This window comes from Allobosea sp. P1_A7 (genome assembly GCF_056406775.1).
On sequence record NZ_JBFTZN010000140.1, the window covers coordinates 1 to 14,391 of the forward strand.

General features: G+C 67.1%; 10 protein-coding genes. 4 read left to right on the forward strand and 6 right to left on the reverse strand.

Annotated elements, in window-relative coordinates; all coding sequences use genetic code 11:
• Positions 1 to 507 precede the first annotated feature (507 nt).
• Genes AC1D34_RS22365 through AC1D34_RS22375 form a run of 3 tightly spaced genes read left to right on the forward strand, consistent with a single transcriptional unit; the run spans position 508 to position 5,155 of the window.
• The gene (locus AC1D34_RS22365; protein ID WP_476825370.1) at positions 508 to 3,330 is read left to right on the forward strand and encodes a xanthine dehydrogenase family protein molybdopterin-binding subunit; all 2,823 of its coding nucleotides are present in this window, start codon (positions 508 to 510) and stop codon (positions 3,328 to 3,330) included.
• Entirely contained in the window at positions 3,327 to 3,872 is a 546-nt protein-coding gene (locus tag AC1D34_RS22370; RefSeq protein ID WP_441504723.1) for a (2Fe-2S)-binding protein, read from the forward strand. Before AC1D34_RS22365 ends, AC1D34_RS22370 begins: the two co-directional genes overlap by 4 nt.
• A gap of 5 nt (positions 3,873 to 3,877) precedes the next feature.
• Positions 3,878 to 5,155 carry a c-type cytochrome gene (locus AC1D34_RS22375; protein WP_441504722.1) on the forward strand — a complete coding sequence of 426 codons (1,278 nt, stop codon included), beginning with the start codon at positions 3,878 to 3,880 and terminating at the stop codon, positions 5,153 to 5,155.
• 67 nt (positions 5,156 to 5,222) lie between these two features.
• On the opposite strand, the gene AC1D34_RS22380 is transcribed toward AC1D34_RS22375, so the two are convergent.
• From AC1D34_RS22380 to AC1D34_RS22390, 3 genes are read right to left on the reverse strand one after another with little or no spacing between them, the layout of a single operon-like run.
• Positions 5,223 to 5,873, reverse strand: coding sequence for a TetR/AcrR family transcriptional regulator (locus AC1D34_RS22380; RefSeq protein WP_441504721.1), 651 nt, complete (start codon positions 5,871 to 5,873; stop codon positions 5,223 to 5,225).
• A 5-nt stretch (positions 5,874 to 5,878) separates the two neighbouring features.
• The gene (locus AC1D34_RS22385; RefSeq protein ID WP_441504720.1) at positions 5,879 to 9,073 is read right to left on the reverse strand and encodes an efflux RND transporter permease subunit; all 3,195 of its coding nucleotides are present in this window, start codon (positions 9,071 to 9,073) and stop codon (positions 5,879 to 5,881) included.
• Positions 9,074 to 9,089: 16 nt separating this feature from the next.
• A complete protein-coding gene (locus AC1D34_RS22390) occupies positions 9,090 to 10,199 on the reverse strand; it encodes an efflux RND transporter periplasmic adaptor subunit (protein WP_441504719.1) in 1,110 nt (369 codons plus the stop codon).
• A 434-nt stretch (positions 10,200 to 10,633) separates the two neighbouring features.
• Between AC1D34_RS22390 and AC1D34_RS22395 the strand changes: the two genes are divergently transcribed.
• Positions 10,634 to 11,266 (forward strand): LysE family translocator, encoded by a 633-nt coding sequence (locus AC1D34_RS22395; protein WP_476825371.1) that lies wholly within the window; start codon positions 10,634 to 10,636, stop codon positions 11,264 to 11,266.
• 90 nt (positions 11,267 to 11,356) lie between these two features.
• Here AC1D34_RS22395 and AC1D34_RS22400 read toward each other — a convergent pair whose 3' ends face one another.
• From AC1D34_RS22400 to AC1D34_RS22410, 3 genes are all read right to left on the reverse strand, one after another.
• Entirely contained in the window at positions 11,357 to 12,364 is a 1,008-nt protein-coding gene (locus AC1D34_RS22400) for an ABC transporter substrate-binding protein (protein WP_441504717.1), read from the reverse strand.
• An 85-nt stretch (positions 12,365 to 12,449) separates the two neighbouring features.
• On the reverse strand, positions 12,450 to 14,090 hold the full coding sequence (locus AC1D34_RS22405) for an ABC transporter permease (protein WP_441504716.1): 1,641 nt from the start codon (positions 14,088 to 14,090) through the stop codon (positions 12,450 to 12,452).
• A partial coding sequence (locus AC1D34_RS22410) for a TOBE domain-containing protein (RefSeq protein ID WP_476825372.1) occupies positions 14,087 to 14,391 on the reverse strand: 305 nt, incomplete at its 5' end. The genes AC1D34_RS22405 and AC1D34_RS22410, both read right to left, overlap by 4 nt.

Genomic DNA, 14,391 nt, shown 5'->3' on the forward strand with positions numbered 1-14,391 from the left:
CTCCTAGACGAGCGCAGATCAGGCGCCCCCGCTGGGCGGGTGGTCCTGGCGCCGCTGGTTGCACCCGAGGTGTTTCAGCAGGCGTCCGCAGCCCGTCTGCGCTTCGCGGCACGACGGCGGTCGAAAGTCGGGGATTCCGGATGGTACCGACCCATCCGGCGGCGCTAGGAACGTGTCGGCCGCAGCGGGCGCAGATCGAGCGCTGCCCATTGGAGGGCGCTACGCTGCGCGGCGGATTAGGTCACGCCGCCAGGTTCGACGTTGGCTCGCGGCTCACGCGCGGCGCTTCGTAGGTCAGCTTTCGGGCAACTAGCCAGAGTCCGCTCCTGGCGCGAAGCAGCAGCCAGCGTTGGCGGCCCCGAAAGGGCCGCGCGGCTATTCCCCGAGCCGAAGACCACCCCCAATCCCTGAAACCAGACCAATTCGAATATCGATATACGCGCCCGCCCTGTGCCCATATTATCGGCGGGAGAGCAGAGTCGGCTCGTCAGCGAGCGGGGTGTCGGCGTGAAGACAGGTCTATCCCGCAGAACCGTCCTCCAGGCCGCAGCGGCCGGCGTCGCGATTAGGATTTCGCTGCTGCCCTCGGCCACCCGGGCGGAGCTGATCGAGACGCCGCCGCATCCCGGGGCCGATTGGCTCGAGGCCGGCGGCAAGCCGAAATACCGGCTCGACGCCATCGCCAAGGTCACCGGCGGCAAGACGTTTACGCGCGACTACCGCGCCCGCGACCTTGCAGGCTGGCCGAAGCAGCAGGCGCACGCCTTCATGCTCCATGCGACGCGGGTCGACCGCGTCTTCGATGGCGTCGATCTTAGCCTGCTCGGCGAGGACCTCAGGCCGGATCGGCTGGTGCTGCACGAGGACCTCGTCGCCGACGGCGTCGCGATCCCCGCGCCCGGCTTCTATGGCGATGTCTTCTTCGTCCCCAAGGGTGAGACCGCACGCCTGCTCGGCCAGCCGGTCGCGCTGCTGATCTATCACGATTTTGCCCGCTATGACGCGGCCAAGCGCAAGCTGCGCTTCAACGACAGGGTCGTGCGCTACGGCGCGCAGGGCCCGTCCACCACGCCCGGCCCCTATGGCGCGGCGCGCTATGTCCGGATCGATGGCGGTACTCCAGAGGCCGAAGACCGCTATTCCGCGCTCAAGGACACGACGATCCGCACCGGCTTCAAGGGGGAGGAACCGCAATGGCCCGCCGCCGGAGACGGTGACGCCATGGCGCGCGGCATGGCGGCCGCAGCCGAGATCGAGCGCGAGATCGCCACTGCCGGGGACGACGTGCTGGTGCTGCGGCGTAGCTTTACCAGCCAGTCGGCCGATGCCTCGGCGATGGAGGCCGATAATGGCAATGTCTGGTACGAGCGTTCGACCGGCATCCTGCACGCCCTGATCGCCACGCAGTCCCCGCACGAGGTCGCCGAGATGGCGGCCCATATGGTGTCGAAGTCAAAATTCCCGCTGAACAGCATCGATCTCAAGATCGGCTACACCGTCGGCTACGGCACCAAGGACCACGCGATCTTCCCGTTCTACTGCGTGCTCGCCGGCCTCTATGCGGACGGGCGGCCGGTCCGGCTCGCCAATGACCGCTACGAGCAGTTCCAGACCGCGCTGAAGCGCCATGCCTTCGAGATGGACAAGGTCATGGTCATCGACCGCAAGACCGGACAATTCCGGGCGATGACCGGGCGCTATCGCAACGATGGCGGCGGGCGCGAGAATTTTTCGGTCTCGGTCGGCACGGTCGGCGCGACGGCGGCGCAGTCGATCTATTACCTGCCGAAGAGCGACTTTTCCGCGACGATCCTGTCGTCGCGCGCCGTCGATGCCGGCTCGATGCGCGGCTACGGCACATTGCAGACCATGGCGGCGACCGAGATGATGGTCGACGAGGCGGCCGAGGCGCTGGGCCTCGATGCCATGGAGTTCCGGCGGCGCAATGCGCTGAAATCGGGCATGAAGAACTCGCAGGGCGCGATCCCCTCAGGTGCGCTGCGTCATGACGAGATCCTGGCGCGGGCGGAAAGGCACCCGCTCTGGGCCGGGCGACAGGAGCGCAAGGCCGCTTTCGAGGCCGCCAATCCCGGCAAGAAATATGGCGTCGGCTACGGCCATGTGCATAAGGATTACGGCACCGGCGCCGAAGCGGCGCTCTGCGCGCTCGCCTTCGACGCAGGCGGCCGGCTTACGCTCTCGCATGTCGCGCATGAGATCGGCACGGGCGCCACGACCTCGCAGGCGGTGATGGCCGCCGGCATCCTCGGCCGGCAACCCGACGAGACCGAATTCGGCAAGGTGCGCTGGCCGCAGATGCCGCTCGAGACCACAGACGAGCCCTATACGCTCTCCCAGGAGGAGGAAGACCGGCGCATGGCGAATCCGCGCTGGACGCCGAGCTTCACCTCGCCGATGAGCGCCTCCAACAGCGTCTACTATCTCGGCCATGCGACGCGCGAGGCGGCCCGCGCGCTTGTCGACCTCGCGCTCTGGCCCGCCGCGCGCTCGCTCTGGTCGCGCGGCATCGGCGGCGGCCAGCTGGCGCCCGAAGTGGTGCGCCGCGAGGATCTGCGCATCATCCGCGGCACGGTCAATGCGGCGGCCATGCAGCCTTTGTCCTTTGCCGAGGTCGCGGCCGAGGCGCACCGGCTCGGCCTCGTCACCGGCGTCACCGTGCACAGCTTTAACCGCTGGCAATGGGCCGAAGCGGAGTTCGAAGTGTCGGGCACTGGGCGCCGCCGCTTCGCCATCGATGCGCTGGCGGTGCAATACGGCGAAGGAGCACCAGTCGAGCGCAAGGCCCTGATGACGGAAGCAGGCTGGCACTTCGTCGACCGGGCCTCGGTCTCCTACCCGCCGACGCAGCGCAACAATGCCGGCGTCACCTATTACGCGCCGATGGCGACGCTGGCCGAGATCACCGTCGATACCGGCAGCGGCGAGGTCAGCCTGCTGTCGCATCACTCCATCCTCGAATGCGGCAACCAGATCGTGCCGGAGCTGGTCTCCGGCCAGATCCAGGGCGGGCTCGCCATGGGCATCGGCCACGCCCTGAAGGAGTATCTGCCGCTTTACGAGGACGGGCCGGGCAACGGCACCTGGAACTGGAACCGCTACGAGCTGCCGACATCCAGGGATGTCGCGGTCTGGTCGCAGACGGCCGAAATCCTGCCGCCGCTGTCGGAGACCGATCCGCCCAAGGGCATGGCCGAGGTGGTGATGATCGCGGTCGTGCCGGCGATCGTGAACGCGGTCGCCCACGCCATCGGCAAGCGCTTCTACAGCCTGCCGATCACGCCCGAGAAAATCCGAGAGGCGCTGGCATGACCATCGCGACCCGCACGCTCTCCCTGACCATCAACGACGAGGCCGTCGGTCCCATCGACGTGCCGGAGACGATGATGATGCAGGATTTCCTCTACGAGTATCTCAACCTGACCGGCTCGCGCATGGGCTGCGGCCAGGGCATCTGCCATGCCTGCACCGTGATCGTCGAGAAGGGCGACGGCTCGCTCGAGGAGATGCGCACCTGCATCACCGGCGCCCACTGGTTCACTGGCCGCAAGGTGAGGACGGTGGAGGGCCAGGCCAGGCGCGACGCCACTGGCGCGATTACACAGCTCTCACCGGTCCAGCAGGCCTTCATCGAGCATTTCTCCTTCCAATGCGGCTACTGCACCCCCGGCTTCGTCACCGGTGCGACGGTGCTGCTCGACCAGTTGAAGCGCAACCCGGTCCGGCGCGAGGCGCTGGAACAGGTGATCGGCGAGGCGCTCGACCGGCATATCTGCCGCTGCACCGGCTATGTCCGCTATTTCGAGGCGGTGCGCGATCTCGTCCTCAGGACACCCGGCTTGGTGAAGGCGTAGCGCGCATGGCGAGGAAGCTGCTTCTGGCCGTGCTGACGGTCGCCTTCATCGGTGCGCTCGCGGCGGGAGCCGTCTTCCTCGGCCTGTTGGAGCGCAGCGTCGTTTCCCGGGATATCGAGCAGCCGCTGACGGCGGAGCAGATGAAGGGGCTCGTCAAGCGCGGGGCCTATGTCGCCGTCGCCGCCGATTGCTATGCCTGCCATGTCACCAAGGGCGGCGCGCCCTGGGCCGGCGGGCTGCCCTTCGAGACGCCGTTCGGGACGATCTACTCGACCAATATCTCGCCCGACAAGGAGCACGGCATCGGCGCCTGGACGCGCGCCGAATTCCACCGCGCGGTGCGCGACGGCGTCGGCAAGAACGGCCATCTCTATCCGGCGATGCCCTATGCCTCCTATCGCAAGCTGACGGCCGGGGATGTCGACGCGGTCTACGCCTTCCTGATGAGCCGCGAGCCGATGAAGGTGGCAAACCGCGCCAACCACCTGCCGTTTCCCATGAATATCCGGCAAGGGCTGACCTTCTGGAACCTCGTCAACCTGTCGGGCGACACCGGGACGGAGGTGGCCGGGCGTTCGGAGGCCTGGAACCGCGGCCGCTATCTGACCGACGCGCTCGCCCATTGCGGCGAATGCCATACGCCGCGCAACCTGACGATGGGCATGAAGGAGAGCGCCTATCTCCAGGGCTCGGAGCTGGAAGGTATCGTCGCGCCCGACATCACCAAGGCCGGGCTGACGCGCATGGGTTTCGATCCTCTGGTCTTCGCAAACTTCATGAAATCCGGCATCTCGGCGCAGGGCGCCATGACCAACCAGATGTTCGAGGTCGTGCATTTCTCGACGCAATATCTGAGCTCCGACGACCTTGCGGCGATGTCGGCCTATCTGTTCGATCTCGACACACTGCCGGAGCGCGCGACCCCGCCGGCGCCGCCTCAGCCGGTTGCCGTTGCCGCCGGGACCGCAGCATCGGCCCGCGCCACCTATCTCGCCGTCTGCGCCAGCTGCCATGGCGTCGAGGGGCAGGGCATCCCGCATGTCGTGGTGCCGCTGGCGACCAACGCCTCGCTGCGGCTGGCAGATGCGCGCAACCTGAACCGGGTCATCCTCTCCGGCATTCCGGCCCAGCGCTTCCCCGGGCTCGAGCGGATGCAGCCCATGCCGGGCTTTGCCGCGCAGCTCAGCGACCAGGAGGTCGCCGACCTCTCCAACTGGCTGCGGGCGAACTGGGGCGGCCAGAAGCCGACCGTGACGGTGGAAGAGATCCGGCGGCTGCGCTAATCGGCCAGCCGTCTGCGCAATCTGCGGGCGACGAACTGGGCACTCAGGTCGGCGCGGGCTTCGTTCCTCAGCGCCGGGGCTTGGCCCCGAGCCCCCGCAATGCATAGGCGATGACCTGTTCGATCTCGGGCCTCGCATGCTCCGCGCTCAGCGCCATCATCGTCGGGTGCATGAAGCAGACCATGGTCGTCTTCACACAGGCTGCCCCGGCTGCCGCATCCTCGACGCTGAAATCGCCTGAAGACTGGCCGTCCTCGACGATTGTCCTGATCAGGCCTTCGACGCGCTGGATGTAGCGAAGACAGACGCCCCAGCTTTCAGCCATCGCGTCCTCGACCATGTCGTTCACGCGGCTATTGGTCATGAAATGCCGCTCGCTGAGCTCCGAGAGCGCAAGCAGGAAGGCGGCAAGACGCTCGGGAGGGGACGATTGTCCGGCGGCGATCACCGCGAGCTCGTCGCCGATCTGACTGAGCAAAAGCTCGGCCACGGCCTCGTTGATGGCCCTCTTGCTGTCAAAGAAGCGGTAGACATGTGCCGGGCTCTTGCCGAGTTCGGCCGCGATCTCCGCGACCGTGGTCTTCTGGTAGCCAATGGTCGTGAACAGCCGCCGGGCGACCGCGAGAATCTCCTGCAGCGGCTCGATGCCGTCCTGCCGCCGGCTCGCATTCTCGCTCTGGGCAGTCACGCGCGCCGTGTAACGGGATGGATGTGTCACCAAGGCTACTCCGAGACAATCGTGAGGTTCGATCGTCGAGCCGGATACGATTCCGGTCCGATGATCTGGTGGGCAACCGAGGTCGCGAAGCTCGGCACAAGCGTGACTGGCTCCGGCCCCGCCGGCGCGCCACGCTCATCCAGCGACTTGCGGAACCATAGCGCGTAGAGCGCCGGCAAGAACAGGATCGTGAGAAAGGTCGCGACAAAGAGCCCGCCCATGATGGTGACGGCCATCGGGCTCCAGAATGCGCTCGACGACAGCGGGATCATGGCGAGGATCGCCGCAAGCGCCGTCAGCACCACGGGCCGCGCTCGCCTGACCGTCGCGTCGACGATCGCCTCGCGCCGGCTGTGCGATCCCGATGCGACATCGCTCTCGATCTGGTCGACGAGGATGAGCGTATTGCGCATGATCATGCCGGCGAGTGCGATCAGCCCCAGCAGCGCGGTGAAGCCAAAGGGCTGATGGGCGAGATTGAGACTTGCCGATGTCCCGATCAGGCCAAGCGGCGCCGTCATGAAGACCAGGGCCAGGCGGGAGAAGTTCTGCAGCTGGATCATCAACAGGGTCAGCATCGCGAGAAACATGATGGGGAAGAGCACGAACAGCGCGGCGTTCGCCTTCTCCGACTCCTCGACTGCGCCTCCTGTCTCGATACGGTAGCCAGGCTCCAGGCCATTCTTGATCGACTGCAGGCGCGGCAGGATCTGCGCCGTCACATCCGGCGGCTGGACCCCGTCCACCACGTCGGCGCGCACGGTGATGACGGTGTCGCGGTTGCGCCGCCGCAGGATCGGATCCTCGTGGACATAATCGAGCCTTGCCACCTGGGACAGCGGAACGGCGACGCCGTTGCGGGCGACGATGGTCAGGTCGCCGACATGGCCGAGATCCAGCCTTTCGCTTTCGCCGGCCCGCGCGACCACGGCGACTTGCTCGACGCCGTCGCGAACGGTCGTGACGGTCGCCCCGGAGACAAGGGTCTGCAGCGTCTGCGAGACATCCTGCACGTTCAGCCCAAGGGCACGGGCCCGCTCCTGATCGACCACCAGCCTCACCGAGGGCGACATCTCGTTCCAGTCCAGATGCGGGTTGACCGCGTTCCTGTTGGTGCGAACGGCGTCGCGGACCTGGTAGGAGATCTCGCGCACCTTCATCGGGTCCGGGCCGATCACGCGGAACTGGACGGGAAAGCCGACGGGCGGTCCGAAGGAGAAGCGGTCGACGCGCGCGCGCGCCTGGGTCAAGGCGCCAGCGCCGATCGCGGCATCGAGGCGCGACTTGACGCGCTCTCTGCCCTCGATCGACTTCGTCAGGATCACGATCTCGGCGAAGGCCTCGTTCGGCAGCGTCGGATTCAGGCCGAGCCAGAACCGCGGGGAGCCCTGTCCGACATAGGCCGTGAAGGTCTGGATGTCGGGATCGCTCTGGCCGATCAGCTTTTCGGCCTCGGCGACGACGCCGGACGTGGCTCCGATCGACGAGCCCTCGGGAAGGCGAAGCTGCAGGAACAGCTCCTTGCGCTCCGATAACGGGAAGAATTGCTGCTGGACGAAGCCGAACCCGACGACAGCAGCAGCGAAGATGCCGACCGTGACGACGACAGTCGTCAGCCGCCAACGCACGCAGGTCTGGATCGCCCGGCGCAGGGCGCGATACAGGCGGGTATCGTAGATCGCGCCAGGGTCTCCATGCGCGCCGCCCTTGGACAGCGACGACGGCAGCAGCAGGACCCCGAGATAGGGCGTGAAGACCACCGCCACGATCCAGGACAGGGCGAGCGCGATCCCGACGACCCAGAAGATGCCTCCGGCATACTCGCCCGCACCCGACTTCGCGAAGCCGACGGGCAGGAAACCCGCGACGGTGACGGCGGTGCCGGTCAGCATCGGGAAGGCGGTCGATCGCCAGGCAAAGGCTGCGGCCTGGATGCGGTCGTAGCCCTGCTCCATCTTCACCACCATCATCTCGACCGCGATGATGGCATCGTCGACCAGCAGCCCGAGCGCGATGATCAGCGCACCGAGCGTGATCCGGTGCAGGTCCATGCCGAGCATGTACATCACGACGAAGGTCGCTGCGAGCACCAGCGGCACCGAAAGCGCGACCACGATCCCCGTGCGCCAGCCGAGCGACAGGAAGGAAACGCCGAGCACGATGGCGAGCGCTTCGACGAAGGAGCGCTCGAACTCGAAGATCGACTCCGCGACGATCTCGGGCTGGTCGGCAATCTGCTCGAACTTGACCCCCTGCGGCACGTCCAACTGGAACGCGCGCGTCGCGGCGGCCACGTCCTTGCCGAAACTCAGGATATTGGCGCCGCGCGCCATCACGACGCCCACGCCGAGCGCGGGTTCGCCGCGTTGGCGGACAAGAAAGCTCGGTGGGTCGACGAAGCCGCGCGTCACGGTTGCGATATCGCCGAGCCGGAAGGTGCGTCCTCCTGCATCGACCGGCGTTTCGGCCACCGCCTTGACGCCGTCGAGCGCTCCGGTGACGCGAAGCGGAATGCGTTGCGCGTTCGTCTCGACGGTCCCGGCGGGCGTCACGTCGTTCTGGCGGGCCAGCGAGTCGAAGAGCGCCTGCGGCGCCACGCCGAGCGTCGCCAGCTTGGCATGGCTGAACTCGACATAGATGCGCTCCGGCTGGACGCCGTAGATGTTCACCTTCGCGACGCCGGGAACCCGGAGCAGCCGTTGCCGCAAGGCATCGGCGACCTTCTTGAGCTGAGCGTAGTCTGCGCCGTCGCCCGTCAGCATCGTGAGGATCGAGTCGACATCGCCGTACTCGTCATTGACATTCGGGCCGATCACGCCCGCCGGCAGGGAGGGCCGGACATCGTCCATCTTCTTGCGGAGCTGATAGAACAGGCCCGCGACCTCGGCCGGCGGCGTGCTGTCCTTGAACGAGATCTGCATGGCCGCAAAGGACGGCTTCACATAGGTCTGCACCTTGTCGAAATAGGCCAACTCCTGCAGCTTCTTCTCGATGGGGTCGGCGACCTGGTCCTGCATCTCGCGCGCCGTGGCGCCTGGCCACACCGCCGTCAGCACGGCGTCCTTGATCGTGAAGTTCGGATCCTCCGAACGCCCGAGCCGCATGAAAGACAACGTCCCCGCTATCGCGATCACGATGATCAGGAAGAGGACGAGGGCGCGGTGCTCGACAGCCCAGCGCGAAAGGTTGAATTCTTTCATGGCGTCCTGGGCCTTCTCAGAATGAGAATTGATCGACGGCGCGAACGGTCAGGCCGGCGTCGAGCTTCTGCGCGCCAAGCAGGACAACGCGGTCGCCCTCCGCGAGTCCGCCAGAGACGATCACGTCCTTCGCTTCGTAGACGGCGACGGTGACCGGCTTGGCTGCGAGCTTTCCGTCCGGGCCCACAGTCCACACCGACGGCCCCGCGCCCTGGTTGACGAGCGCTGTCAGCGGCAGGCGAACGATGCGCTCGGGATCGGAATCGGTMAGGGTTACGGTCGCCGTCATGCCGAGTTGCACTTCCGGGCCTGCTGCCGCGACAGGGAAGCGCGCGAGATAGGTCCGCGTCGCGGCGTCGGCGGCAGGCGACAGTTCACGCAAGGTCGCGCCATAGCGGACCCCGGCGTTCGACCAGAGCGTGACGACGGCCTTCGCCTGTCGCGCGCGTTCGACCGAGGCCTCCGGGATCGCCACGACGGCCTCCTTTTCTGCTGTGCGGGCAAGCCGGATCGCCGCGTATCCCGGCTGGACGACCTGGCCGGGCTCGACCGCGGTCGCGGTGATGACACCGTTCGCGTCGGCGCGCAGGACGGCGTAGGACGAGGCGTTCCTGGCGAGGTCCAGCGCACGTTCAGCGCGGGCGAGGCGGCTCCGCGCCTCCTCCGAAGCGGCGCGCCTTGCGTCGAGCGTGGCGGCTGTCGTCCACCCCTGCTTGATCAGCGACCTGGCGCGATCGAAATCGGCCTCGGCCTGCGCCCGGCTTGCGGCCGCTGCCGCGCGCTCCGCCTCGGCCTGTGCGACCTGGAGCCCGAAATCGGCCTCGTCGAGCGTGGCGAGCACGTCGCCGTCCCGGACCACGTCCCCGACATTCACGAGCCGCTTGGCGACCTTCCCCTGCACGCGGAAGCCAAGATCGCTTTCGACGCGGGCACGAATGACACCGACGAGGCTGCGCTCGCCGGTCCTTGGCTCGAAGGCGACGGCCGGAGCCAGGACGGGGCGGGCCTGGTCGTGCGTTTCGGCGCGCTCTGCGCCGTCCGAAGGCCCGCAACCGGCGAGCACCGCGGCGAGCCCCACAATGGATGTGGCGCGAAAGACGTTGGAAAGCAGTGGTGATCCGCGCATGGCGCCCTCGAACTGTTGTGAGGCCGGACAGGGGTGCTGCGGAAGGTCTGGATCGCGGGTTTGACGCGCGGATCGCACCTTCAGGAAACACCGGTAGCGCAAGCATGATCRGCTAACGTGTGACGAATGTCAATATTCGTCACACGTATTTTGTTATTTGATTATCGTTGCTGCGGGACCTTCCGCCTGGGCCGCCCCGGCGCTCGCCGCGTTCGGGGGGCGGTCTCCGCGAAGTGTCCGTGTTCGCTGAAAGGGGCCGTAGCGCGCACCGCGCGTCAGCTCGAGCGTGGTCGTGAGAGCGCTGACGGTGAGCCCGAAATCGCCGCGCGCGTTCGATCTGCCGCTGGCGCCGCCGGTCGCACCGGGGAGGGCGCCTTGCCCGACCAGCGAATCCTGGTAGAGCGGAATTCCGGCTCCTTTCGAAGGAAATCGCAATGCCGGATCTCTCCACCCTCATGCTCTTTGCCGCCGCTTCCGTGGTGCTCACCGCCACGCCCGGCCCCGACATGCTGCTGATTGCCTCGCGCAGCATCAGCCAGGGGCGCAGCGCCGGGTTTTTGACCTATGCCGGCATCGCGCTCGGCACCTATTGCCATGCGCTGGCCGCCGCGCTCGGGCTCTCCCAACTCTTCCTGACCGTGCCGATCGCCTATGAGATCCTGCGCTGGGCCGGCTGCGCCTATCTGCTCTATCTCGCCTGGAAGACCTTGCGCTCGGACGGAGCAGGGTTTTCTCCGACAGCGACGCTGCAGCGGCTGTCAGGGCGGCGGATCCTCGGGGAGGGCCTTGCGACCAACCTGCTCAATCCAAAGATGGCGCTCTTCGTCCTGGCGCTGTTTCCGCAATTCGYGACGCCTGAAGGCGGCTCGATGGTGGCGCAGATGCTGGTGCTCGCCACCATCATCAACGGCATCGGCTTCCTCGTGAACGGCGCGGTGATCCTGCTCGGCACCCGGCTTCGTAGCCTTGTTGCCGGCCGGCTCCGCTTCCCCAGGTTGCCCCAGTATCTGCTCGCGGGTGTGTTCGCGGGGCTGGCCTGCCGTCTCGCGCTCGGGGCCAGGAACTGAGCGTGCCTCGCGCGTGACACGACACGAGGCAAAAAAACGCCCGGCCGCGGAAACCGTGGCCGGGCGTTTTCAAGAGCTGAGCTTTCGCCCTTACTTCGCGGCGCTCGCGAAGGACTGCCAGCGCTTGAGGAACTCGTCGCGCTTGGCCGCGGCTTCGTCCTCGTCGATGCCGAAGACCTTGACGCTGTCCATGGCCGGCAGCTCGACATGTTTGGAGACGTCGATGTCGCTGCGGCTCGGCCGGCGGAAGGCGTTCTCCAGAAGGGCGATCTGGGCCTCCTTCGAGAGCATCAGGTCATAGGCGGCCTTTGCCGTGGCGCCGCCCGGCGCGCCCTTGATCAGCACCTGGAATTCCGGCGTGCTGAACGTGCCCTCACTGGGGTAGACCAGCGAGATCTCGCGCTGGCCGCCGGCGACATAGGCATAGGCATTCGACTCGAAGGTCAGTCCGATCGGGTATTCGCCCTGGCCGACGCTGCGCAGCACCGTCGAGGCGGCGCTGGACACCGTCAGGTTCGCGGCGAGCGCCTTCAGCCCATCGGGGCCGAGCAGCTTCTCGACGCCCCACAGGATCGTATAGGCGGTCGAGCTGTTGGCGGGGTCGGCGATGATGATCTTGCCCTTGAAGGCCGGGTCGAGCAGCTCCTTCCAGGTCTTTGGCGCCGGCTTGCCGCCGAGCTGGTTCTTGTTGACCATGGCCACGACGAGATGGACGTTCGAGGCGGTCCAGAGGTTCTCCGGCTGGCGCAGGGCTGCCGGGATCGCGGCGGCTTCCGGCGAGGCATAGGGCTCGAAGAGCGGCTTGAAGGCGCCGAGCGTATTGGCGCTCGAGCTCCAGAACAGATCGGCCTGGGGCTTGGCGGCTTCAGCCTCGATCCGGCGCAGGAGCTGGCCGGAGCCGCCGGTGATCGTGCTGATCTTGAGTTTTGCCTGCTTGTCCTTGGCGACGCCGAGCACGGCGTCCACGGCCTGGGCATTGTTCGAGGTGTAGAGCACGACGGTGCCCGCTGCACCCTGGGCGAAAGCCGGTAGCGCCGGTGCGGCCGCAAGGCCCGCTAGCCCGGCAAGGACGGCGCGGCGGTCGATCAGGTTTGTCATGGTCGTTCCTTTCTCCCCGCCTTCCCCTTGCTGTGTCCGGACGGCGAGGCGGAGCCGGCCCGGCTTGGTCGTTTTCTGGAACCGTTCAGGCCTTTGACGAGAACAGGTCGATCTTGAAGACGCGGGTCGCGACGATGATCGGGATCAGGATCACCGCGACCAGCACGAGGCCATAGGCGGAGGCCGAGGCCATCAGGTTGGAATCGATCAGCTTGTAGATCTGGATCGGCATCGTCTCGCGCCCGCCGGAATAGACGATGATCGAGGCCGAGAGCTCGGCGACGGTGGTCGTCCAGGTCAGCACCGCGGCCGCGGCGACGGCCGGCAGCATCAGCGGCAGCACGACCTTGAAGAAGGTCGCGACCGGCGGCACGCCGAGGCTGACCGAGGCCTCCTCGATCGAGTTCGGGATATTGTAGAGCGTCGAGGAGGAGTTGCGGATGCCGAAGGGCAATCGGCGCACGACATAGGCGAGCACGATGATGCTCGCCGTGCCGGTCAACGGCAGGAAGCCGGTGTTGAAGGACATCACCAGGCCAAGGCCGATGATCGTGCCCGACAGCGCCAGCGGCAGCGCCGTCAGATAATCCAGCGCCGGCGTCAGGATATTGCGCTTCTTGACGATGAGATAGCTGACGAGCGCGCTGAAGGTGATGCCGATCACGGTCGCGACGGCGGAATAGGCCAGCGTGTTCAGCACCGGATCGGGCGCGATCCGCACCAGCCGCTCGACATGGGCCGTCGTCCATTCGCCCCAGCGCATCACCGGGCCGCGCGAGACGGTGAAGGCGCCGATCACGATCGAGCCGAGCGGCAGCAGCGAGACGACGACGAGCAGCCCGGCGAGCAGGCCGATGAACAGGCCGGGCAGGCCGCGCAGCCGCTCGGCCCTGGCGCCGCGCCCCTGCGTGACCTCGTGGCGGCCGCGCGAGACGATCCAGCGCTGCACGAAGAGCACGATCATCACGAGCGCGATCGAGACCGTCGCCAGCGTCGACTGCATCACCGGGTCGGAGCCGCCCTCGGCGACCGCCGCCTGGTAGGTCAGCACCGAGAGCAGCGGCACGCGGCTGCCCAGAATGGTCGCGGTCGCGAAATTGCCGACGACGAGGGTGAAGACGAGGAGCGAGCTGGCGAGCACCGAGGGCAGGACCACGGGCAGCATCACGCGCAGCCGCGAGCGCGCCGGCGAGGTGCCGAGGCTCTGGGCGGCTTCCTCGAGCTGGACGTCGAAGCCGCGGATGGCGGCGAGCGTGCCGATATAGATGTAGGTGTAATAGGTGAAGGTCATCACCGTGATCAGGCCGGGCCAGCCGTAGAAGCTCGGGATGTCGATGCCCCGCGCGCCGAGATAGCGGGTGATGAAGCCGTTATTGCCGAGCATCATCAGCCAGGTCTGGGCCGCGATGACCTCGGGGATGACGAGCGTGATTAGCGGCAGCACCGCGACGATCGATTTGCCCGGGAATTCGAAGCGCGCCGTGAAATAGGCGAGCGGCACGCCGATCAGCGTCGTGGTCAGGGTGACGGCGACGCCGAGCACGATCGTGTTGAGGATGGCGGCGAAATATTTCGGATCGGCCGCGAGCAGCGCCCAGCCGCTATGGCTGCCGCTGCCCAGGCTGCCGGTCAGCACCCTGAGCAGGGGATAGAGCAGGAACACGGCCAGGATCCCGAGCGCCAGCGCCGAGAACCAGAACCAGACCGAGCGGAACTGCCGGCTCATGATGCGAGCACCAGCGTCCGGGCCGGATCGAAGCCGAGGCCGACCTTGGCGCCGGGCTCKAAACGGTCATGGGCGCCGCTCTGGAGATCGACCGCCAGAACGCGCCCGCTGTCGAGCACGACCTTGTAGCTGGTCTTGCCGCCGAGATATTGCCGATGCGCGATGCGGCCGGGCAGGGTGCCGGCGCTGCCGGGCTCGGCGAGCAGGATGTCTTCGGGCCGCGCCACCAGCGTCGCGCGGCCGGCCGCGAGCGCCGCCGGCGCACGGGCCGCGATCGCCGTGCCGTCGAGCACGACCGGGC